This window comes from Pseudomonas sp. HC1(2025), from assembly GCF_058742075.1.
The window spans coordinates 996,160-1,016,930 of record NZ_CP196017.1 but is presented as its reverse complement, the minus strand read 5'-3'; the positions used below and the strand labels follow the sequence as shown (position 1 = coordinate 1,016,930).

Annotated in this window: 22 protein-coding genes; 14 read left to right on the top strand and 8 right to left on the bottom strand. The window is 62.5% G+C overall.

Going from position 1 to position 20,771, the window contains the following annotated elements; translation table 11 throughout:
* The gene (locus ACSSVH_RS04375; RefSeq protein ID WP_492634128.1) at positions 1 to 2,109 is read left to right on the top strand and encodes a TonB-dependent siderophore receptor; all 2,109 of its coding nucleotides are present in this window, start codon (positions 1 to 3) and stop codon (positions 2,107 to 2,109) included.
* Positions 2,110 to 2,121: 12 nt separating this feature from the next.
* On the top strand, positions 2,122 to 2,841 hold the full coding sequence (locus ACSSVH_RS04370) for a DUF4198 domain-containing protein (protein WP_170058573.1): 720 nt from the start codon (positions 2,122 to 2,124) through the stop codon (positions 2,839 to 2,841).
* A 156-nt stretch (positions 2,842 to 2,997) separates the two neighbouring features.
* On the opposite strand, the gene hemH is transcribed toward ACSSVH_RS04370, so the two are convergent.
* Together hemH and ACSSVH_RS04360 are read right to left on the bottom strand one after the other, a co-directional pair.
* Positions 2,998 to 4,020, bottom strand: a complete 1,023-nt coding sequence (gene hemH, locus ACSSVH_RS04365) for a ferrochelatase (protein ID WP_172313470.1) — start codon at positions 4,018 to 4,020, stop codon at positions 2,998 to 3,000.
* A gap of 14 nt (positions 4,021 to 4,034) precedes the next feature.
* Positions 4,035 to 4,934, bottom strand: a complete 900-nt coding sequence (locus ACSSVH_RS04360; RefSeq protein ID WP_169954874.1) for a TIGR01777 family oxidoreductase — start codon at positions 4,932 to 4,934, stop codon at positions 4,035 to 4,037.
* A 197-nt stretch (positions 4,935 to 5,131) separates the two neighbouring features.
* Between ACSSVH_RS04360 and ACSSVH_RS04355 the strand changes: the two genes are divergently transcribed.
* The 12 genes from ACSSVH_RS04355 (at position 5,132) to ACSSVH_RS04300 (ending at position 15,116) form a co-directional block, all read left to right on the top strand.
* Entirely contained in the window at positions 5,132 to 6,118 is a 987-nt protein-coding gene (locus ACSSVH_RS04355) for an NAD(P)/FAD-dependent oxidoreductase (RefSeq protein ID WP_169954873.1), read from the top strand.
* Positions 6,115 to 6,330 (top strand): TIGR02450 family Trp-rich protein, encoded by a 216-nt coding sequence (locus ACSSVH_RS04350; protein ID WP_169954872.1) that lies wholly within the window; start codon positions 6,115 to 6,117, stop codon positions 6,328 to 6,330. The genes ACSSVH_RS04355 and ACSSVH_RS04350 overlap by 4 nt, the downstream gene beginning before the upstream one ends.
* A 113-nt stretch (positions 6,331 to 6,443) precedes the next feature.
* A complete protein-coding gene (locus ACSSVH_RS04345; RefSeq protein ID WP_492634696.1) occupies positions 6,444 to 7,403 on the top strand; it encodes a YbgA family protein in 960 nt (319 codons plus the stop codon).
* Positions 7,404 to 7,406: 3 nt separating this feature from the next.
* Positions 7,407 to 8,342 carry a MerR family transcriptional regulator gene (locus ACSSVH_RS04340; RefSeq protein ID WP_169954870.1) on the top strand — a complete coding sequence of 312 codons (936 nt, stop codon included), beginning with the start codon at positions 7,407 to 7,409 and terminating at the stop codon, positions 8,340 to 8,342.
* Positions 8,343 to 9,788 carry a deoxyribodipyrimidine photo-lyase gene (gene phrB / locus ACSSVH_RS04335; protein WP_492634127.1) on the top strand — a complete coding sequence of 482 codons (1,446 nt, stop codon included), beginning with the start codon at positions 8,343 to 8,345 and terminating at the stop codon, positions 9,786 to 9,788. It begins immediately after the preceding gene.
* Positions 9,781 to 10,203 carry a nuclear transport factor 2 family protein gene (locus ACSSVH_RS04330; protein WP_170043032.1) on the top strand — a complete coding sequence of 141 codons (423 nt, stop codon included), beginning with the start codon at positions 9,781 to 9,783 and terminating at the stop codon, positions 10,201 to 10,203. The genes phrB and ACSSVH_RS04330 overlap by 8 nt, the downstream gene beginning before the upstream one ends.
* Positions 10,200 to 10,982, top strand: coding sequence for an SDR family NAD(P)-dependent oxidoreductase (locus tag ACSSVH_RS04325; protein ID WP_492634126.1), 783 nt, complete (start codon positions 10,200 to 10,202; stop codon positions 10,980 to 10,982). The genes ACSSVH_RS04330 and ACSSVH_RS04325 overlap by 4 nt, the downstream gene beginning before the upstream one ends.
* Complete coding sequence (locus ACSSVH_RS04320; RefSeq protein ID WP_492634125.1) at positions 10,979 to 12,226, top strand: NAD(P)/FAD-dependent oxidoreductase; 1,248 nt, start codon at positions 10,979 to 10,981, stop codon at positions 12,224 to 12,226. Before ACSSVH_RS04325 ends, ACSSVH_RS04320 begins: the two co-directional genes overlap by 4 nt.
* Positions 12,223 to 13,026 (top strand): DUF1365 family protein, encoded by an 804-nt coding sequence (locus ACSSVH_RS04315; protein WP_169954865.1) that lies wholly within the window; start codon positions 12,223 to 12,225, stop codon positions 13,024 to 13,026. The genes ACSSVH_RS04320 and ACSSVH_RS04315 overlap by 4 nt, the downstream gene beginning before the upstream one ends.
* Complete coding sequence (locus ACSSVH_RS04310; protein ID WP_169954864.1) at positions 13,013 to 14,284, top strand: SAM-dependent methyltransferase; 1,272 nt, start codon at positions 13,013 to 13,015, stop codon at positions 14,282 to 14,284. Before ACSSVH_RS04315 ends, ACSSVH_RS04310 begins: the two co-directional genes overlap by 14 nt.
* Positions 14,277 to 14,756, top strand: coding sequence for a DUF2878 domain-containing protein (locus tag ACSSVH_RS04305; protein WP_492634124.1), 480 nt, complete (start codon positions 14,277 to 14,279; stop codon positions 14,754 to 14,756). Before ACSSVH_RS04310 ends, ACSSVH_RS04305 begins: the two co-directional genes overlap by 8 nt.
* Positions 14,757 to 14,810: 54 nt before the next feature.
* Positions 14,811 to 15,116 carry a YkgJ family cysteine cluster protein gene (locus ACSSVH_RS04300; RefSeq protein ID WP_170058579.1) on the top strand — a complete coding sequence of 102 codons (306 nt, stop codon included), beginning with the start codon at positions 14,811 to 14,813 and terminating at the stop codon, positions 15,114 to 15,116.
* 122 nt (positions 15,117 to 15,238) lie between these two features.
* On the opposite strand, the gene ACSSVH_RS04295 is transcribed toward ACSSVH_RS04300, so the two are convergent.
* The 6 genes from ACSSVH_RS04295 to hemA form a co-directional block, all read right to left on the bottom strand.
* Positions 15,239 to 15,757 carry an acyloxyacyl hydrolase gene (locus ACSSVH_RS04295; RefSeq protein WP_169954861.1) on the bottom strand — a complete coding sequence of 173 codons (519 nt, stop codon included), beginning with the start codon at positions 15,755 to 15,757 and terminating at the stop codon, positions 15,239 to 15,241.
* 113 nt (positions 15,758 to 15,870) lie between these two features.
* Entirely contained in the window at positions 15,871 to 16,665 is a 795-nt protein-coding gene (gene murI / locus ACSSVH_RS04290; RefSeq protein WP_169954860.1) for a glutamate racemase, read from the bottom strand.
* On the bottom strand, positions 16,658 to 17,413 hold the full coding sequence (locus ACSSVH_RS04285; protein ID WP_169954859.1) for a molybdopterin-synthase adenylyltransferase MoeB: 756 nt from the start codon (positions 17,411 to 17,413) through the stop codon (positions 16,658 to 16,660). The genes murI and ACSSVH_RS04285 overlap by 8 nt, the downstream gene beginning before the upstream one ends.
* Positions 17,407 to 18,237, bottom strand: coding sequence for a peptide chain release factor N(5)-glutamine methyltransferase (gene prmC, locus ACSSVH_RS04280; RefSeq protein WP_169954858.1), 831 nt, complete (start codon positions 18,235 to 18,237; stop codon positions 17,407 to 17,409). The genes ACSSVH_RS04285 and prmC overlap by 7 nt, the downstream gene beginning before the upstream one ends.
* Positions 18,238 to 19,320 (bottom strand): peptide chain release factor 1, encoded by a 1,083-nt coding sequence (prfA, locus tag ACSSVH_RS04275; RefSeq protein WP_169954857.1) that lies wholly within the window; start codon positions 19,318 to 19,320, stop codon positions 18,238 to 18,240.
* On the bottom strand, positions 19,317 to 20,606 hold the full coding sequence (gene hemA, locus ACSSVH_RS04270) for a glutamyl-tRNA reductase (RefSeq protein WP_169954856.1): 1,290 nt from the start codon (positions 20,604 to 20,606) through the stop codon (positions 19,317 to 19,319). Before hemA ends, prfA begins: the two co-directional genes overlap by 4 nt.
* Positions 20,607 to 20,771 lie beyond the last annotated feature (165 nt).

Genomic DNA, 20,771 nt, shown 5'->3' with positions numbered 1-20,771 from the left:
ATGACGTCTCGAAAGTTTGCGCCCCTGGCCGGTCTCGCCTTGGGATTACTGGTAGACCCGGTATTTGCAGAAGACACCCACCCCCTTGAACTGGGCACCACCAGCATCACCGGCGAGGCCTATGAGTCCGCCACCGGCCCGGTCAAGGGCTACCGCGCAACCCGTTCGGCCAGCGCGACCAAGACCGACACGGCCCTGCGCGATATCCCACAATCGATCAGTGTGATTCCCGCCACGGTGCTCAAGGACCTGGGCAGCAACAACGTCGAGCGCGCCCTGGAATTTGCCGGCGGCGTGTCCAAGCAGAACAACTTTGGTGGCCTGACCCTTTACGAATACAGCATTCGTGGCTTCACCACCTCGCAGTTCTATCAGGACGGTTTCAGCGCCAACCGCGGCTACCCCAGCACGCCGGACGTGGCCAATATCGAACGCATCGAAGTGCTCAAGGGCCCCGCCGCCAGCCTGTATGGCCGTGGCGATCCCGGCGGCACGGTGAACATCGTCACCAAGAAGCCCCAAGCCGAAGCCTTCACCACCGTGCAGACCAGCGCCGGCAGCTGGGACCGCTACCGTACCGCCATCGACATGAACACCCCGCTGGACAGCGAAGGCAATGTGCTGTCGCGGGTCAACCTGGCAGTGGAGGACAACCACAGCTTCCGCGACCATGTGCAGAGCAAGCGAGTGTTTGTCGCGCCCTCGTTCAGTTGGCAACTGGACCCGGACACCAGCCTGCTGGTGGAAAGTGAGTTCGTGCGCCACAGCTCGACCTTCGACCGCGGCCTAGTCGCGCCCAACAACCGCTGGAGCGGCATGTCCCGCTCGACCTTCCTCGGCGAGCCCAACGACGGCGATATCGACAACCACAACAACCGCCTGCAAGCCACCCTCGAACATCACTTGAACGATGCCTGGAAGCTGCGCCTGGCCAGCCACTACAAACAGGGCAGCCTGTGGGGCGAAGCGTCGGAAAACCGCGCGCTGAATGCCGACGGCCATACTATCAACCGCCGCTACCGCCAACGCTCCATGGGTTGGCACGACAGCATCACCCAACTGGAGTTGCGCGGCCTGTTCGAGGTGGGCAGTTGGCAGCATGAACTGCTGATCGGCACCGAGTACGAGGACTACCGCAAGAAAGAACGGGTGACCGCCATCGCCGGCCGTTACCCGATTGATATCTACCGTCCGGTCTATGGCCAGCCCAAGCCCAATGGCGAGCGCACCGGCAGTGATTTTTTCACCCAGGTGAAAAGCCAGGCGCTGAACCTGCAAGACCAGATCGTCTTTACCGACCGCCTGCGCGGTGTGGTTGGCGTGCGCCTGGAGCATGTCGAGCAACGCTCGGAGGACTTCACCCGGAACGGTGCCAAGAGCCAGAAAACCCACGATGTCATGACCCAACGGGCGGGCCTGCTGTATCAACTGACCCCGCAAGTGGGCCTGTTTGCCAACGCCTCCACCTCGTTCAAACCGCAAAGTGAGCTGGACGCAGCCGGCAATTTCCTCAAGCCCGAGGAAGGCATCGGCTATGAAGTGGGGATCAAGAGCGAGCTGTTCGACGACCGCCTGAGCACTACCCTGGCCGCCTTCCATATCGAAAAGGAAAACACCCTGGCCACGGACCCGACCACCGACACCAAGCGCGCCATCGGCAAGGCCCGCAGCCAGGGCTTCGACCTGCAACTGACTGGGCAACTGACGGATGCCATACGGGTAATTGGCGCGTTTGCCTACATCGATGCCGAAGTGACCCAGGGCGACAAAGAGATCCCCACCGGCAGCCGCATTCTCGGCGTGGCCAAGCGCAGTGGCAGCCTGTTGGGCGTGTACGAGTTCCAGGATGGCGCCCTGCGTGGCTCGGACCTGGGCGCGGCGTTTACCTACGTCGGCGACCGTTCGGGCGAGGCCGGTAAAAGCTTCGAGTTGCCGGCCTACCACACCGTCGACCTGCTGGCCCATTACAAGGCCAGCGATAACGTCACCGTGGGCCTGAACCTCAACAACCTGTTCGACGAAAAGTACTACGAGCGCTCCTACAGCAACTACTGGGTCAACCCCGGAGAGCCGCGCAACTTCACCGTCAGCCTGACCCTCAACCTGTAAAAGGACCTCACCATGCAAGCGCTCAAATCATTGGCCGTGCTCGGCCTGCTGTTCGCCACCCAGGTCTCGGCCCATGGCCTGTGGACCGAACAACGCCGGGGCCATGTCGAGGTAGTCTACGGCCACGGTGCCGAGGATGAAGCCTTCAAGGCGAGGAAAGTCAGCGGCGCCTGGGCCTACGACGCCAGTGGCCGGATGATCCCGGTGACCGTGCAGCGCCTGGACGATCAGGCGCGCCTGCAACCGCTCAAGCCGCCTGCCGTGCTGGCGGTGGCCTTTGATAACGGCTTGTGGTCGCAAACCCCGGACAAGAAGTGGGTGAACAAGGGCCGCAGCCAGGTACCTGGCGCCGTCGAAACCACCCAGGCCCTGAAGTACAGCCTGGCGATCTATCAGGCCGGGGCCAAGCTGCCCAAGCTGGATCAATTGAGAATGGTGATTGTGCCCGAGGTCGACCCGCTGACCGTCGGCCCCGGCCAATCGCTGCCCGTACGGGTGCTGATCGACGGCAAGCCTGCCGCCGGGATCAAGTTGATTGGTGACTACCGCAGCGCGCCCAATACCCTGAGCACCGAGACCGACAAGGATGGCCGGGCCCAGGTACTGGTGCGCAACGAGGCATTGAATGTGATTGCGGCGCAGACAGAAGTGCCGGTCAAGGGTGACAGCGAGGTACAGGCCCGCGCGCTGTTCAGCTCACTGACCTTCCTCGGCCAGCCCCATCATGAGTGAACACCACTGAAGCCATGTGGGAGCCTGCTTGTGTAGGACTTGCCTGGAGCTGACTTGTGTGGGAGCTGGCTTGCCTGCGATAGCATCACCTTGGTATGAATGACACACCAAGGTGCCTGCATCGCAGGCAAGCCAGCTCCTACACAAGCCCCCACATTAGAGGCTGACAGGCGCTCTTTCGCACAAGGTATTGAGCGCCGCCGCCCATTGCGGATCATCATTGAGGCACGGCACCAGCACCAACTCCTCACCGCCGGCTTCGCGGAACTGCTCCAGGCCGCGATCACCAATCTCTTCCAGGGTCTCGATGCAATCGGCGACAAACGCCGGGCACATCACCAGCAACTTCTTCACCCCCTGCTGGGCCAAGGCCTCCAGGCGGGCCTCGGTATAGGGTTCGATCCACTTCGCCCGGCCCAGGCGCGACTGGAACGCCACCGACCATTTATCGTCCGCCAGGCCCATGCGCGCGGCAAAATCGCGGGCGACGCTGAAGCACTGCCCGCGATAACAGGTGGTGCGCACCTGCGGCGACGCATTGGCGCAACAGTCGCCCGCGCCTTCCAGGGAATGCCCGGGGTTGAGCTTGTTCAGGTGCCGCTCCGGCAGGCCGTGGAAGCTGAACAGCAGGTGATCGTAATCCTGCTGCAAATGCGGCTTGGCACTGGCCACCAGGGCGTCGAGGTATTCCGGCTGGTCGTAGAACGGTTGCAGGATCGAGAACTGCAGGTTGAGCTGCTGATCGCGCACCACACGCCGCGCTTCTTCGATCACGGTGGTCACGGTGCTGTCGGCAAACTGTGGATACAACGGCGCCAGCGTGACTTTGTGGATACCTTGGCCAGCAAGGCGAGTCAGCACGCTCTCAATCGACGGCTCGCCATAGCGCATCGCCAGCTCCACCGGGCCCTGGGTCCACTGCGCAGTCATCTGCTGTTGCAGGCGACGGCTGAGCACCACCAGCGGCGAGCCTTCATCCCACCAGATCGAAGCGTAGGCGTGGGCCGACTGCTCGGGACGCTTGATCAGGATCAGCGACACCAGCAAGCGCCGGACCGGCCACGGCAGGTCAATCACATACGGGTCCATCAAAAACTGATTGAGGTAGCTGCGCACATCGGCCACCGAAGTGGACGCCGGTGAGCCCAGGTTGACCAGTAACAACGCGTGATCCGTCATGCAACATCCTATCTCTAGAGGCGGCTGGACAAGTCGTCCAGGGCCGCGTGCAACTCAGTGAACTGAAAAGTGAAACCGGCGGCCAACAACCGCTCGGGCAACGCCTTCTGCCCGCCCAGCAACAGCCCGGACAACTCGCCCAAACCCACCCGCAAGGCAAACGCCGGCATCGGCATGAACGCCGGGCGGTGCAGCACCTGGCCCAGGGTCTTGGCGAACTCGCGGTTACGCACCGGCTGCGGCGCGCAGGCATTATAAGGACCGCTGGCGTCAGGTTTGTGCAGAAGAAAATCAATCAGGGCGATTTGATCCTTGATATGCACCCACGGCATCCACTGCCGACCGTTGCCGATAGGCCCGCCCAGCGCCAGCTTGAAGGGCAGCAACAGCCGCGACAAAAAGCCGCCCTGCGCCGCTAGCACCAGGCCAGTACGCACCAGCACCACCCGCAGGCCAAAGGCTTCGGCGCGCTGGGCGGTTTCTTCCCAGGCAATGCATAACTGGCTGGGGAAATCGTCCTGCACCGGGCCGCTGGCTTCGGTCAGCTCGCGCTCACCGCCATCGCCGTACCAGCCCACCGCCGAACCGCTGATCAATACCGCAGGTTTTACCGCCAGGCCTTCAAGCCAGGCCAGCAGGGTTTCCGTCAGGCTGATGCGACTGCTCCACAGCAGCGCCTTGCGTTTGTGGGTCCAGAGGCGGTCGGCAATCGGCGCGCCGGCCAGGTTGATAACGGCATCCACCGGCTGCGTCACGTCCTGCAAACGGGCCACGCCCTGCACCTGCGCACCGCATAACGTGGCGACCTGCGCGGGGTTGCGGCTCCAGACCGTCAACCGATGCCCCTGGGCGCTCCAGTGCTGGCAGAGCTGGCGGCCGATCAGACCTGTACCGCCGGTCAGCAAAATATGCATGAGATCTTCCTCCTGTAACGTTGGCCGGGCATCGCTGGTCTATTTTATAAGCAGGGATCTTTTTAATCGGCCGCGACCTGGGTTTAACCATAGGTCACGCGACACATTCAGGCATGCCGAAACTTATACCAAAAAACAATATTGTACAGCTATTGGTGTCGGCGTAGTCTGTACCCAACGGTAAAACGAGGCCTCCCATGACTGTTCCCATCGCGATCATCGGTACCGGCATCGCCGGACTTTCGGCCGCCCGAGCGTTAAAAGATGCCGGGCACGTTGTACAACTCTTCGATAAAAGCCGTGGCAGTGGCGGGCGTATGTCCAGCAAGCGCAGCGAGGCCGGTGCACTGGACCTGGGCGCGCAGTACTTCACTGCGCGCGACCGGCGCTTCGTCAATGAAGTGCAACGCTGGCAAGCCAATGGCTGGGCCGCCGAGTGGGAGCCGCAACTCTACAACTGCCAATCCGGCCAACTGAGCCCCTCCCCCGACGAACAGACCCGCTGGGTCGGCACCCCGCGCATGAGCGCCATCACCCGTGCATTGCTGGATGACCTGCCGGTGGAGTTTGGCTGCCGGATCACCGAAGTGTTCCAGGGCCAGCAACACTGGAACCTGCTGGACGCCGACGGCGGCAACCATGGCCCCTTCAGCCATGTGATCATCGCCACCCCGGCCCACCAGGCCACGGCATTGCTGGCGGCGGCGCCCAAACTGGCGAGCACGGCGGCCGGGGTGAAAATGGACCCGACCTGGGCTGTCGCCCTGGCCTTCGACACGCCGCTGGATACGCCGATGGAAGGCTGTTTCGTACAAGACAGCCCCCTCGACTGGCTGGCCCGCAACCGCAGCAAACCAGGGCGTGACGCCACGCCAGACACCTGGATCCTGCACGCCACCAGTGCCTGGAGCAAAAGGCACCTGGACCTGCCCAAGGAAGCCATCATCGAATTGCTCCACGGCGCCTTTGCCGAACTGCTGCATTGCAGCATGCCGGCGCCCTCCTTCAGCCTCGCCCACCGCTGGCTGTACGCCCGCCCGGCGGGCAGCCATGAATGGGGAGTGCTGGCGGATGCCGACCTGGGCCTCTACGTATGCGGCGACTGGTGCCTGTCAGGCAGGGTCGAAGGTGCATGGCTCAGCGGCCAGGAAGCCGCGCGGCGCCTGCTTGAGCACCTGCAATGAAGCGCATCAACCCGGCGAAATTGCTGCTCTCGAAATGGACCGCCACCCAGCCTCGGCACAAGGAAAAGCATTTCCTGGTCACTGAGTTGTTTCGCGATGAACAAGGCCGCGTGCTGGAGATAGAACTGCAAGCGGTCCTGACCCGTCGCGCAGAGCGCCTGGCCTGGCAAAGCCTGCAAGATGCCGGGCAGTGGAAAATCGGCTGGCAGTAAAAACCTGTACAAATAATTTGACTTGTATAGCTTCAGACCTATGATGAGATTAAGTTGTACAGGAATTACATGCTGTACAGGAATCTTGTAGAGGTTTTGCCATGTCCACCCCTGTGTCCGCCACCGGCAAACCCAAGATCGCCATCAGCGCCTGCCTGCTCGGCGAGAACGTGCGCTTCAATGGCGGGCACAAACAATCCCCTCTGTGCAGCCAGACCCTCGCTGACTACTTCGACTTCGTGCCCCTGTGCCCGGAAGTGGCCATCGGCCTGGGCATCCCCCGTGAGCCGATTCGCCTGGTGGGCGACCCGCAGCAACCGCAGGCCGTGGGCACGGTGCACCGCGAACTGAACGTGACCGCCGCGCTGGACACCTACGGCCAGGACATGGCCGCCGAGCACACCGACCTGTGCGGCTACATCTTCATGCAGAAGTCACCGTCGTGCGGCCTGGAACGGGTCAAGGTCTACCGCGACAACGGCACCCCGGTGGATGGCGGCGGGCGCGGCATCTATGCCCAGGCATTCTGTGCCCGCCACCCCAATCTGCCAGTGGAAGAAGATGGCCGCCTGCATGACCCGGTGCTGCGCGAAAATTTCCTCACCCGGGTGTTTGTGTATGCCAGTTGGCAGCACCTACTGGCCGAGGGCTTGACCCGCCACCGCCTGCTGGCCTTTCACTCGCGCTACAAATACCTGCTGATGGCCCACAGCCCAGCCCACTACAAAAGCCTCGGCCATCTGCTGGGCAGCATGGGCAAGGGCTGCGACCTGCATGCCCTGGCCAGGGACTATTTCAGCGAGCTGATGAGCGCCCTGAAAAAGTGCGCCACCCGTGGCACCCATTCCAACGTGCTGCAGCACATCAGCGGCTATCTCAAGCAAGCCCTCAGCGCCGAGGACAAACAGGAGATGCAAACCCTGATCGGCCAATACCGCCACGGCATCGTGCCGCTGGTGGTGCCGCTGACCTTGCTCAAACATCACTTTCGCCAACATCCGGACCGCTACATCGCGCAGCAGGCCTACCTGCAACCGCATCCGGAAAATCTCAGCCTGCGTAATGCGATCTAACCCATGAATGCTTCCCTGCACCACCCCACCCACCCCGTCGAAGACGTCGCCCAGGCCCTGGAACAAGGCTGGCTGCCGATTCGCGAAGTGGCGCGCCAGACCGGGGTCAACGCCGTGACCCTGCGTGCCTGGGAACGGCGCTATGGCCTGATCGTGCCGCAGCGCACGCCCAAGGGCCATCGGCTGTTCAACACCGAGCATGTGCAGCGCATCCAGGCCATCCTGACCTGGCTCAACCGTGGCGTGCCGGTCAGCCAGGTCAAGCAGTTGATCGACAGCGCCCAGCCGGTGGACGACAGCGGCGAAAACGAATGGCAGGGCCTGCGCCAGACCCTGGTACAAGCCATCAGCCAACTGGCCGAGCGCCGGGTCGATGATGTGTTCAACCAGGCCATGGCCCTCTACCCGCCGCGCACCCTGTGCGAGCAACTGTTGCTGCCGCTGCTCAAGGAACTGGAACAGCGCTGGCAAGGCCAGTTCGGCGCGCAGATGGAGCGGGTGTTTTTCCACTCTTGGCTGCGCAGCAAATTTGGCGCGCGGATGTATCACAACAATCGCCAACTCAGTGGCTCCCCGTTATTGCTGATCAACCATTGCGACCTGCCGCTGGAGCCGCACCTGTGGTTGAGCGCCTGGTTGGCCAGCAGCGCCGATTGCCCGGTGGAAGTCTTCGACTGGCCGTTGCCCACCGGCGAACTGGCCCTGGCGGTCGAACACCTGCAACCACGCGCCGTGGTGCTCTACTCCAGCAAGGCCATCAATCTGGCGGCGCTGCCGAAACTCTTGAGCGGCAGTAGTTGCCCAATCCTCCTCGCCGGACCAACGGTGTGCATCCACCAGGCCGAGTTGGCGGTATTAACCCAAGACATCCCTGAACTGTTGCTGGCCGAAGACCCGTTGTCGGCCCATCAGCTCCTGATCCAGCGTGGGCTTCTTTAAATGCACCTGATCTGGCTGCGCAGCGACCTGCGCCTACATGACAACACCGCCCTCGCTGCCGCCTGCCAGCGTGGCCCGACGGCGGCGGTGTACCTGATCACGCCGGACCAATGGCTGGCCCATGACGATGCGCCGTGCAAAGTCGACTTTTGGCTGCGCAACCTCAAGTGCCTGGGCCAGGCCCTGGGTGAATTGAATATCCCACTGCTGATCCGCCACGCGGATACATGGGATCAAGTGCCACAGGTATTGGTCGAGCTGTGCCAGGCCTTGGCGGTCGAGACCGTCCACGCCAACGAAGAGTACGGGATCCACGAAAGCCGGCGCGATGCCGCCGTAGCCCAGGCCCTGGAAGCACAAGGGGTGGGTTTTTACAGTTACCTGGACCAACTGCTGTTCCAACCCGGCAGCGTACTGACCAAGACCGGCACCTACTTCCAAGTGTTCAGCCAGTTTCGCAAGGTCTGTTACAACCGCCTGCACAGTGCCCTGCCACGCCGGGTGCCGACGCCCAAGGCCCAGGCGGCCTTGGCACTGGCCAGCGACGAGGTTCCCGAACAGGTCAAAGGATTCGCCGCGCCCAGCGACACCCTGCGCGCCCTGTGGCCGGCCGGTGAAGACGAGGCACAGCGGCGCCTCGGGCAATTTGCCGAGGCCCAGATCAGCTACTACAAGGACGAACGCGACTTTCCGGCCAAGCCCGGCACCAGCCAACTCTCTGCGTACCTCGCTGCTGGCGTGGTCTCGCCGCGCCAGTGCCTGCATGCGGCGCTGCAAAGCAACCAGGGTGAATTCGAAAGCGGCGATATCGGTGCAATCACCTGGATCAACGAGCTGCTGTGGCGTGAGTTCTACAAACATATCCTGGTGGGCTACCCACGGGTGTCGCGCCATCGTGCCTTTCGCCCGGAAACCGAAGCCGTGGCCTGGCGCCACGCCCCCGCCGACCTGGCCGCCTGGCAAGAGGCGCGCACCGGCCTGCCGATCATCGACGCCGCGATGCGCCAACTTCTTGAAACCGGCTGGATGCATAATCGCCTGCGCATGGTGGTGGCGATGTTCCTGACCAAGAACCTTTTGATCGACTGGCGCGAGGGCGAGCGCTTCTTTATGCGGCACCTGATCGACGGCGACCTGGCGGCCAATAACGGCGGCTGGCAGTGGAGTTCGTCCACCGGCACCGACTCGGCGCCGTATTTCCGCATTTTCAGCCCGTTGAGCCAGTCCGAGAAATTCGACGGCGAAGGGCGTTTTATCAAGCAGTGGCTGCCGCAACTGGCGGGCTTGAACAAAAAGGAAGTGCACAACCCCGACGCCGTCGGCGGCCTGTTTGGCGTGGCCGACTACCCACGGCCCATGGTCGACCTGAAGTCTTCCCGCGAGCGGGCGCTGGCGGCCTTTCGTGCCCTGCCCCCGCGCCAGGCGGTGGGAGGTGGGTATGAGTGATTTCCTGCGCCAGTTTGCCGAGTCTTTCGCCGGTCTTAACAAACACAACCTGCACCGGCTCGACAGCCTGTACAGCCAGGACATATCGTTTAGCGATCCACTGCACCAGGTCCACGGCATCAGCGCGCTGAATGCGTACTTCGCCGAGCTTTACAGCAACGTCAAGCAACTGCATTTTGACTTCCACGGCTTCGACCACGTGGCCGAAGGCGAGGGTTATCTACGCTGGACCATGAGTTTCTGCCACCCGCGCCTGGCGGGCGGCCAACAGATTCAGGTGCAAGGCTGCTCCCACCTGCTATGGCACGACAAGGTCTACCGGCACCGCGATTACTTTGATGCTGGAGCGCTGCTTTACGAACACCTGCCGGTACTTGGCCGGCTGGTCCGTTGGTTGAAAGGGAGAATGGCATGAGCCTGAAATCGCCACGCCGTTATTGGCTGACAGGAGCAAGCAGTGGCATCGGTGCCGCCCTGGCCGAAGAGTTGCTCGGCAGTGGCGCGCAGGTGGCGCTGAGTGCACGTTCCAAGGCGCCGCTGGAACAACTGGCCCAACGTTACCCCGGCCAAGTGCTGGTGGTGGCCGGAGACTTGACCAACAGCCAGGTCGTACGGGAAATCGGCGAGCAGATCGCACATACCTGGGGCGCCCTGGACACCGTGATCCTGAATGCCGGCACCTGCGAGTATGTGGATGCCCGGCAGTTCGATGCGTCGATTATCGAACACGTGGTGCGCACCAACCTGCTGGCCAGCAGTTATTGCATCGAAGCCGCGCTGCCGCTGCTGCGTGCCGGGCAAACCCCGCATTTGGTGGGGGTCGCCAGTGCCGTCACCTACCTGCCGATGCCCCGCGCAGAAGCCTATGGCGCGTCCAAGGCCGGCCTGCGTTACTTGTTCGAATCCCTGCGCATCGACCTGTCTCCCGAAGGCATTGATGTCACGGTAGTCAGCCCCGGTTTCGTCGATACGCCACTGACCGAACGCAACGATTTCCCCATGCCCCTGAGCTGGCCGGCCGACAAGGCCGCGCGGCATATTTTCGGCAAACTGGAAAAACGCCCGCTGGAAATCGCCTTCCCAGCGCTGTTCATCGCCACCCTGTGGCCACTGTCGAAACTGCCGAACCGCGCGCAACTGATTATCGGCAAACGCATGCTGCGCAGCCCGCCGCCGCAGAAGGACGACCTGTGAAGATCGCCATAATCGGCAGCGGTATTTCCGGGCTGACCAGTGCCTATCTGCTTAGCCGCCGTCACGACATCACGGTGTTCGAAGCCGCCGACCGGATTGGCGGCCATACCCATACGGTAGACGTGACCGTCGAGGGCACGCGGTATGCGGTGGACACCGGGTTTATTGTGTTCAACGACTGGACCTACCCCAACTTCATCCGCCTGCTGGGGCAGATCGGCGTGCCGTTCAAGCCGACCGAAATGAGTTTTTCGGTGTGCGACCCTGAGGAAAATGTCGAGTACAACGGCAACAACCTCAACAGCCTGTTCGCCCAGCGCAGCAATCTCCTGTCCCCGGGTTTCTGGGGCATGTTGCGCGACATCCTGCGTTTCAATCGCCAGGCGCCCCTGGATTTGCAGGAGCAGCGCATCAGCGCACAGATGACCCTGGGCGAATACTTGCAGGCGGGCAACTACGGCCCGCGGTTTATCCGCCACTACATCGTGCCCATGGGCGCAGCCATCTGGTCGATGCCCCTGGCGGACATGCTCAGGTTCCCGCTGCAGTTCTTCGTGCGGTTCTTCAAGAACCACGGCTTGCTGTCGGTGAACAATCGGCCGCAGTGGTGCGTGATCGAGGGTGGCTCCAGTCGTTACATCGAGCCGCTGACCCGCTCGTTTGGCCAGCAGATCCGCCTCAACTGCCCGGTGCAAAAAGTCGAGCGCACACCAGAAGGCGTGGTTATCCACAGTGCCGATGGCCGTGAAATTTTCGACAAGGTCGTCTTCGCCTGCCACAGCGACCAGGCCCTGGCCCTGCTGGACGATCCCAGCCAGGCGGAGCAGCAGATTCTTGGGGCGATAACCTACGCCGACAATGACGTGGCCCTGCACACCGACACCCGCTTGCTGCCCGATCGCCCCCTGGCCTGGGCCAGCTGGAACTATCGGATGGACGCCAGCACGCACAAGCCGGCAGCCGTCACCTATGCCATGAACATCCTGCAAGGCATCGACAGCCCCACCACCTTTTGTGTGAGCCTCAATCAGACGGCGATTATCAACCCGCTGAAGATTCTCGCCCGCTATACCTATGCCCATCCGCAATACAGCCTGGCGGCAGTGGCGGCGCAAGCGCGCTGGGAAGAACTGCATGGCACCCGGCACACCTATTATTGCGGGGCCTACTGGGCCAGCGGTTTTCATGAAGATGGCGTGGTCAGCGCCCTGCGCGTGGCCCAAGCCTTTGGGGAAACCCTGTGAACAGCGCGCTCTACAGCGGCTGGATCGCCCACCGGCGCTTCACCCCCAAAGGCCATGCCTTTCGCTATCGCATTGGCCTGCTGTACCTGGATCTGAGCGAACAGGAACAGGTGCTGGGGCTGTCGCCCTTAGCAGGTCATGGCCGCTTCGCGCCCTTTGCGTTTCGCCAGCAGGATTACCTGCGTGAATTGACCCGCGACGGCACCTGCTTGATCGATGCCGTGCGCCAAGTGGTCGGCACGGCGCTGGGGCATACCCCCCAGGGCAACATCTGCCTGCTGACCCAGGCCCGCAGCTGGGGCCTGGCGTTCAACCCGGTAAGTTTCTTCTATTGCTTTGAGGCCGACGGGCAACTGGCGGCGATTGTCTGTGAAGTGACCAACACGCCATGGCGCGAGCGTTATCACTACGTGCTGCCGGCCCAGGCCCTGGCGGTTGGCGAGCATCAGCATTTCGCGGTGGCCAAGGCGTTTCATGTGTCGCCGTTTTTGCCCCGAGACCTGGAATACCGCATGAGCTTTAGCCCGCCGAGCCAGCGCCTGGGCGTGCATATGGCCGACTGGCAAGGCGAGACCAAGGTGTTCGATGCCACCTTGAGCCTGCAACGCGAAGCCCTCGACCGCGCCAGCCTGCATCGCTACTTGCGGCGCTTTCCGTGGATGACCGCCAAGACCTGCCTGGCCATCTACTGGCAAGCGCTGCGCCTGCTCTTTAAACGCACACCGATTTTTCCCCATCAGGCCGCCGATGGCGCCTGTGCAATTGGCTATCCCAAGGATCGTCGCCATGAAATCCCCTAGCTTATCGGTCAAATCCAACCGCCTGAACGTCAACGGCCTGACCGGCGCGCTGTTGCGCAAAGCCGTGCTGCGCCAACTCGGCAAGCTGCGCCATGGCCAACTGGTGGTGATCGAGGACGGCGAGCGCCAGGTGTTCGGCGCACGGGAAGCGCACTTGCTGGGGGAGATCCAGATCCTCGACCCGGCGGTGTGGGGCCTGGTGGCCGCCAACGGTTCCATCGGTGCCGGCGAGGCGTTTATCCATGGGTTCTGGAGCAGCCCGGACCTGACCGCCGTGGTGCGCGTGATGGTCAGCAACCTCGATGTCCTGGACGCCCTCGAAGGCGGCCTGGCCAAGCTGGCCCGCCCGCTCACCCAAGGCCTACACTGGCTCAATCGCAACACCCGCAAGGGCTCGCAAAAAAACATCGCCGCCCACTACGACCTGGGTAACGACCTGTTCCAGGAGTTTCTTGACCCGACCATGATGTATTCGGCGGCGCAGTTCCTTACCGCCGACGACACGCTGGAGCAGGCACAACTTAACAAGCTGGAGCGCATTTGCCAGAAACTGGCACTCAAGCCATCGGACCACCTGCTGGAAATCGGCACCGGCTGGGGCAGCATGGCCCTGTATGCAGCGCAGCAGTACGGCTGCCAGGTCACCACGACCACCTTGTCCAAGGAGCAATTTGCCTACACCGAACAGCGCATCCAGGCCTTGGGGCTGCAGGACCAGGTGACGCTGCTGTTGCAGGACTACCGCGACCTGAGCGGGCAGTACGACAAGCTGGTGTCCATCGAAATGATCGAGGCCGTGGGCCATCGTTTCCTGCCCACCTACTTCAAGCAATGCGCGCACTTGCTCAAGAGCGACGGGTTGATGCTGTTGCAAGCCATCACCATTCGCGAACAACGTTATGAACAGGCCAAGGGCAGCGTCGACTTCATCCAGCGCTACATCTTCCCCGGCGGTGCCTTGCCCTGTGTGCAGAAGATGTTGCAGATCGTCAGCCGCGACACCGATATGAACCTGTTGCACATGGAGGATTTCGGCCTGCATTACGCGCGAACCTTGCGCTTGTGGCATGAGAACTTTCGCCGCGCCCACGGTCGACTGACGGAACTGGGCTACGACGAATACTTCCTGCGGTTGTGGGAATTCTACCTGTGCTACTGCGAAGGCGGCTTTATGGAACGCACCATCGGCACCGCGCAATTGCTGCTGGCCAAGCCCTGCGCGGTGACACAACCGTTGCTCGGGCGCTTCAATGCTTAAAAACCTGGCCAATGCCGCGTTGTTCCAGTGCGGTTGGTTTGCCTGTGTGATCGGTGGTGACAGCCTGTGGTTGTTGGTCGGGCTGGGCGTGCTGGCGGTCCACCTGCTGTGGATAACTTTGTGGGCCGTTGAGTGGCGGTTGATCTTGAGCGTGACCGTGCTGGGCACCCTGCTGGACACGCTGCTGCGCACGCTCGGGGTGTTTGAATTCAGTGATCCAGGCCCGTTGATTCCTGTGTGGCTGATCCTGCTGTGGGCGCTGCTGGCGACCACCCTACGCCACTGCCTGGCCTGGAGCGCCCGGCCCTGGTGGCGCGCAAGCCTGCTCGGAGCTGCGGGCGGGCCGCTGTCGTACTACGCCGGCAGCCAGTTGGCCGGTGTGAGCTTCGGGTTTGCCACCGTGCCAACCCTGGTGGCAATCGCGCTGCTGTGGGCTGTGGTATTTCCTGGCCTGCACCGGCTCGCGCGCTGACGTTTGTCAGAGCTTTCACACGCGCTAGACCGGCTTGCCTTACACTGCGCGCCTATGACCACCATCCCGCACACCCAAATCACCGAACCTGCCGTCACCTGCTCCACGTGCGCAGCCTGCTGCTGCCAGCTGGAAGTCATGCTGATCACCGACACTGGCGTGCCTGATCGCTTTATCGATACGGACGATTGGGGCGGCGAAGTCATGCTGCGCCTGGACGACGGCTGGTGCGCGGCGTTGGATCGCGACACGATGATGTGCACGATCTATGAGAAACGACCGCTGATTTGCCGGGAATTCGAGATGGGCGAGCCGGAGTGCCTTGAAGAGCGCCTGGGGATTGCGACGGTCTACCGCTGATCCCAGGGCAAATGTGGGAGCTGGCTTGCCTGCGATAGCATCACCTCGGTTTGTCTAAAGCACCGAGTCGTCTGCATCGCGGGCAAGCCCGCTCCTACATGGGTTCTGCTGTGCTGGGAAAATCAGAGCGGCATGGTGTAGTTCAACGAATAGCTCTCGATACCATCGTTGTGGCTGCTGATGCCAGCGTTGGAATAGTGCGTGGCACGGATCCCCACCTGGTGCCCACCGGCAAAGCGCAAGCCAAAGCCCAGGCGGTCTTCGAACTGGAAAGCGCCGCCAATGTTGTTGTCTTCGACCCGGCTGCGTGAGAACAGCGCCACGCCGATCCCCGCTTCGATGTAGGGTTTGACCGACTCACCGGCAAATTCATACACAAACACCGGCGAAAACGACAGGCTGCTGACACTCGCCCGTTCGTCACCGTCCCAGAAGGTATAAGCGCCGCTCCAGTAGCCAGTCAGGCGCCCCACATCGCTCTGCCACCAGCTCTTGTCCCAGTCCGATTGCAGGCCCAGACGATAAGTCATGGTCGAATCGCTGGTATGCCCCACCGCAAACTCCAGGCCGGCAGCCTGGGCCGAAACCGAGTGTCCCACCACGACGGCCGCAATCGCAGCCAAACAGAACAAGCGCCTCATAAGAAACATCCTTTCCAAACGAAGTTGTATGGTTTTGTACTGCTCATCAAGAGCTATAGAAATCACGGACAACGCAGAAGTTCAGCCGGAAAACCCGCTATTTCACGAATTTTTCACAGGGCGAAGCTTCGCACAACGCCGCTGAATTTCCATAGTGTGGGTAGGATATTTCTGAGATGTTGCGGATCACCGCTGGTCCACAACTGCGCGGCCCGAGGATTGCCCTCGGCCAGCAGCTGACGCTCACCCAGCAAGCGTTGCAGTTGGCGCGCCACGGCCGCCCCGGTGTCGATCAGGATGATCGACGGTGGCAGCATCGTCGCCAGCAGTGGCTTGAGGAAAGGATAGTGAGTGCAACCAAGGATGATGGTGTCGCATCCGGCCTCGACCAGCGGCGCGACATAACCTTGCAGCATCTGGCGCAGCGCCGGGCTGTCCAGGTCGCCGGCTTCGATCAGCTCCACCAGCCCCGGGCATGGCTGGGTAATCACCCGCACGTCGGTGGCAAAACGATCCAGCAGCGCAGCGAACTTGGCACTTTGCAGGGTGCCCGTAGTGGCCAGCACCCCGACCACACCGCTGCGGGTTGCGGCGGCGGCTGGCTTGACCGCTGGCTCCATGCCCACCAGCGGCCAGTCCGGGTAATCACTGCGCAAATCCGCGACCGCCGCCACGGTGGCCGTGTTGCAGGCAATCACAAAGGCCTTGGCGCCCTGCCCACGGAAAAACTCCGCGACCACCCGCGAACGTTCGCGAATGAATGCAGGGGTTTTCTCGCCATAGGGGATATGCCCGCAATCCGCCACGTACAGCAGCGATTCATGGGGCAACAACCGATGAATTTCGTCCAGCACCGACAGGCCGCCGACACCGGAGTCGAACACACCGATCGGTGCATCCTTAACCATGCTGGCTACCGCAGACGCTGCAACCGGGGTCGCGCTTGACCCGCAGTTCGCGAAAACGTGTGCCCAGGGCGTCGATCAGCAGCAGGCGCCCAACCAGCGGTGTGCCAAAACCGGCCAGCAGCTTCAGGGCTTCCAGGGCTTGCAGGCTGCCGACCAGGCCTACCAATGGGCCGGCGACGCCGGCTTCGCTGCAGGTCAATTCGGTATCGCTGCCGTGCCCATATAAACAGTGGTAGCAGGGGCTTTCCGGGCGGCGTGGGTCGAACACCGAGAGCTGGCCTTCGAGGCGAATCGCCGCGCCGCTGACCAGGGGCTTGCCAGCCGCCACGCACGCCGCGTTCACCGCCTCACGGGTGGTGAAGTTGTCACAGCAGTCGAGCACCAGGTCCACATCGGCCACGGCGGCGGCCAGCGAGTCGGCGTCCAGCGCCGTGCGATGGGCAACCAGCCGGACCTCGGGGTTGATCGCGCTCAGGCGGCGGATGGCCGAGTCCACTTTGCTCAGGCCAACGCTGTCGGTGTCGTGGATGATCTGGCGTTGCAGGTTGGTCAGGTCGACGGTATCAAAGTCCGCCAGATGCAGCTCACCCACGCCGGCAGCCGCCAGGTACAGCGCCACCGGGGCACCGAGGCCGCCGAGGCCGACGATCAGCACGCGGCTGTTTTTCAGGCGCAACTGGCCGTCGATGTCCACCTGTTGCAACAGGATCTGTCGGCTATAGCGCAACAGCTCCTGATCGGTCAGCACGGCCGGCGCCCCAGGCTGATGCGCTCGTGGCCGCCGAGGTCGATACGGCTGTGGACCTCTTCGAAACCTTGGGTCAGCAGCAAGTCACGCACGGCCGGGGCCTGGTCATAACCGTGTTCGAGCAGCAACCAGCCACCAGCCTCCAGGTGCTGCGGCGCCTGGGCGATGATCAGGCGCAGGTCGTCCAGGCCATCGTGGCCGGCCACCAGTGCGCTGGCCGGCTCGAAACGCACATCGCCCGCCACCAGGTGCGGATCGCTGTCGGCAATGTAGGGCGGGTTGCTGATGATCAGGTGATAGGTGTGATCTTTCAGGGCGCTGAACCAGTGACTGTTAAGCACCGTGACGTTATCCAGGTGCAAGCGCTGGCGATTGCGCTCGGCCAGGGCCACCGCTTCGAGCACACGATCCACCGCCGTCACGCGCCAGGCCGGGCGCTCGCTGGCCAGGGCCAAGGCGATGGCGCCGCTGCCGGTGCCGAGGTCCAGGACAGTGGCCGGGGTGGCGGGCAACAACTCCAGGGCTGCTTCCACCAGCAACTCGGTGTCCGGGCGCGGGATCAGGGTGTGCGGCGCGACTTCCAGGTCGAGCTTCCAGAAGCCTTGCTGGCCGAGGATATAGGCCACCGGCTCACCGCTGCGGCGACGTTGCAGGTAATCGGCAAAGCGCAGCGCGTCTTCGCTGTTGACGATTTTTTCCGGCCAGGTGTGCAGGTAGCTGCGGGACTTGCCCAGGGCAGCGGCCAGCAGCAATTCGGCGTCCAGGCGGGCGGTAGGCGAATCTGGCAGGTCGGCGGCGCGCAACAAGCTGGCAATAATGGTCATTTATTCACCTATCGCGGCCAGTTGGTCGGCCTGGTATTCGGCGAGCAACGGCTCGATCACTGCGTCCACGCCACCGGCAAGGATTTCGTCCAGGGAATACAGGGTCAGGTTGACCCGGTGGTCGGTGACCCGGCCCTGGGCGTAGTTATAGGTGCGAATGCGCTCGGAGCGGTCACCCGAGCCCACCAGCAACTTGCGCTCGCTGGCAATTGCGTTGGCCGCGGCGCTGGTCTGCTGGTCGTTGAGCTTGGCCGACAACCAGGACATGGCCCGCGCCCGGTTCTTGTGCTGGGAACGCTCTTCCTGGCACTCCACCACAATGCCGGACGGCAAGTGGGTGATGCGGATCGCCGAGTCAGTCTTGTTGACGTGCTGGCCACCGGCGCCCGATGAGCGATAAGTGTCGACGCGCAAGTCCGCCGGGTTGATTTCGATGGCTTCCTGCTCGTCCGGTTCTGGCAATACCGCCACGGTGCAGGCCGAGGTGTGGATACGGCCCTGGGACTCGGTGGCGGGCACACGTTGTACGCGGTGCGCGCCGGATTCGAACTTCAGCTTGCCGTAGACGTTCTCGCCTTCGACGCGGGCGATGATTTCCTTGTAGCCGCCGTGCTCGCCTTCGTTCTCGGAGAGGATTTCCACGCGCCAGCCGCGCCGCTCGGCATAACGCGAATACATGCGAAACAGGTCGCCGGAGAAGATCGCCGCCTCGTCACCGCCGGTGCCGGCGCGGATTTCCAGGAAGACGTTGCGCCCATCGTTAGGGTCTTTGGGCAGCAGCATGCGTTGCAGGTCGCCTTCGAGCTCGACGAGCTTTTCCTTGGCTTCGCGGACTTCTTCCACGGCCATTTCGCGCATGTCCGGGTCGCTGTCCTTGAGCAGCGCCTGGGCGCCTTCGAGGTCGGCCTGCACTTTGAGCAGTTGCGAATAGGTGGTCACGATCGGCTCAACTTCGGCGTATTCCTTGGAATAGGCACGGAACTTGGTCTGATCGGAAATAACCTCGCCGTCGCCGAGCAAGGCGGTCAGTTCTTCGAAACGGTCCTGGAGCACGTCCAGTTTATTGAGCAGTGACGCTTTCATTGCAGTTTTTTATCCGAAGAGCTGTCTGACGCGCCCTCACCGAGGGCAAAGAGTTCCTGGGCCATGGCCAGCGCATCGAGGCGGCCTTCGGCTGTCAGTTTTTTAAGCTGTACGCTGGGAGCATGCAACAGCTTGTTGGTGAGGCCACGGGCCAATTGCATCAAGATATCTTCAGCGTTGCCGCCATTGGCCAGCAGGCGCTGGGCCTTGATCAATTCCTCGTCACGCAGGCGCTCGCCTTGCTGGCGATAGGCCTTGAGCACATCCACCGCGGCCAGCTCGCGCAGGCGCACCATGAAGTCATCGGCGCCGATCGCGACCATTTCCTCGGCGGCCTGGGCAGCGCCCTGGCGGCTCTTGAGGTTTTCGGCGACCACTTCGTGCAGGTCGTCGACGCTATAGAGGTAAACGTCGTCCAACTCGCCGACTTCCGGCTCGATATCCCGGGGAACGGCGATATCCACCATGAAAATCGGCTTGTGCTTGCGCAGCTTCAGCGCGCTTTCCACCGCGCCCTTGCCAAGGATCGGCAACTGGCTGGCGGTGGAGCTGATGACGATATCGCTGCGCACCAGTTCCGCCGGGATGTCGGCGAGCAACACCGCGTGGGCGCCGAACTCTTCGGCCAGGATGCTGGCGCGCTCCAGGGTTCGGTTGGCCACCACAATCCGCTTGACCCCCAGGTCATGCAGGTGCCGGGCGACCAGGGTGATGGTCTCGCCGGCGCCGATCAGCAAGGCCTGGCTGCGTTGCAGGTCGCTGAAGATCTGCTTGGCCAGGCTGACAGCGGCGAATGCCACGGAGACCGGGTTTTCGCCAATCGCCGTATCGGTACGCACCTGCTTGGCCGAATTGAAGGTGGCCTGGAACAGACGCCCCAGCAACGGCCCCACGGTCCCGGCTTCACGGGCCACGGCGTAGGCCGATTTCATCTGGCCGAGGATCTGCGGCTCGCCCAAAACCAGGGAGTCGAGCCCGGATGCCACACGCATCATGTGACGAACTGCCGCATCATCTTCATGCACATAAGCGCTGGCGCGCAGGTCATCCAGGCTCAAATGATGGTAATCAGCCAGCCAGCGCAGCACCCCATCCGACGAAAGATGTTCCTGCTCTATATAGAGCTCACTGCGATTGCAGGTGGAAAGGATCGCAGCTTCGCGGCTGTCGGTGAGCCGGCACAGCTGCTGCAAAGCCTCAACCAACTGCTCCGGGGTAAACGCCACGCGCTCGCGGACGTCTACAGAAGCAGTCTTGTGGTTGATACCCAGAGCAAGGAAGGCCATTCAATATCGCTGATGATGTCGAGAAGCCGACAATTGTCCTACTTCGACTCATCCAGAACAACCACCGTCGTCTATTGTCCTAATGCCTTGTGTCTATAAAGGCGCCAATTGAGACTCGGTTATGTTTGGCCGAGGGCTTGTGTCATGATGATCCGACCGCAGGTT

Excerpts from the sequence above, each read along its gene's own strand:
- ACSSVH_RS04340 (WP_169954870.1), top strand. The coding sequence starts at position 7,407 with ATGAATGCTTCCCTGCACCACCCCACCCACCCCGTCGAAGACGTCGCC.
- ACSSVH_RS04330 (WP_170043032.1), top strand. The coding sequence starts at position 9,781 with ATGAGTGATTTCCTGCGCCAGTTTGCCGAGTCTTTCGCCGGTCTTAAC.
- ACSSVH_RS04295 (WP_169954861.1), bottom strand. The coding sequence starts at position 15,757 with ATGAGGCGCTTGTTCTGTTTGGCTGCGATTGCGGCCGTCGTGGTGGGA.
- ACSSVH_RS04310 (WP_169954864.1), top strand. The coding sequence starts at position 13,013 with ATGAAATCCCCTAGCTTATCGGTCAAATCCAACCGCCTGAACGTCAAC.
- ACSSVH_RS04325 (WP_492634126.1), top strand. The coding sequence starts at position 10,200 with ATGAGCCTGAAATCGCCACGCCGTTATTGGCTGACAGGAGCAAGCAGT.
- ACSSVH_RS04360 (WP_169954874.1), bottom strand. The coding sequence starts at position 4,934 with ATGCATATTTTGCTGACCGGCGGTACAGGTCTGATCGGCCGCCAGCTC.
- ACSSVH_RS04355 (WP_169954873.1), top strand. The coding sequence starts at position 5,132 with ATGACTGTTCCCATCGCGATCATCGGTACCGGCATCGCCGGACTTTCG.
- ACSSVH_RS04305 (WP_492634124.1), top strand. The coding sequence starts at position 14,277 with ATGCTTAAAAACCTGGCCAATGCCGCGTTGTTCCAGTGCGGTTGGTTT.
- prmC (WP_169954858.1), bottom strand. The coding sequence starts at position 18,237 with ATGACCATTATTGCCAGCTTGTTGCGCGCCGCCGACCTGCCAGATTCG.
- prfA (WP_169954857.1), bottom strand. The coding sequence starts at position 19,320 with ATGAAAGCGTCACTGCTCAATAAACTGGACGTGCTCCAGGACCGTTTC.
- ACSSVH_RS04300 (WP_170058579.1), top strand. The coding sequence starts at position 14,811 with ATGACCACCATCCCGCACACCCAAATCACCGAACCTGCCGTCACCTGC.
- murI (WP_169954860.1), bottom strand. The coding sequence starts at position 16,665 with ATGGTTAAGGATGCACCGATCGGTGTGTTCGACTCCGGTGTCGGCGGC.
- ACSSVH_RS04370 (WP_170058573.1), top strand. The coding sequence starts at position 2,122 with ATGCAAGCGCTCAAATCATTGGCCGTGCTCGGCCTGCTGTTCGCCACC.
- ACSSVH_RS04375 (WP_492634128.1), top strand. The coding sequence starts at position 1 with ATGACGTCTCGAAAGTTTGCGCCCCTGGCCGGTCTCGCCTTGGGATTA.
- ACSSVH_RS04350 (WP_169954872.1), top strand. The coding sequence starts at position 6,115 with ATGAAGCGCATCAACCCGGCGAAATTGCTGCTCTCGAAATGGACCGCC.
- hemA (WP_169954856.1), bottom strand. The coding sequence starts at position 20,606 with ATGGCCTTCCTTGCTCTGGGTATCAACCACAAGACTGCTTCTGTAGAC.
- hemH (WP_172313470.1), bottom strand. The coding sequence starts at position 4,020 with ATGACGGATCACGCGTTGTTACTGGTCAACCTGGGCTCACCGGCGTCC.
- phrB (WP_492634127.1), top strand. The coding sequence starts at position 8,343 with ATGCACCTGATCTGGCTGCGCAGCGACCTGCGCCTACATGACAACACC.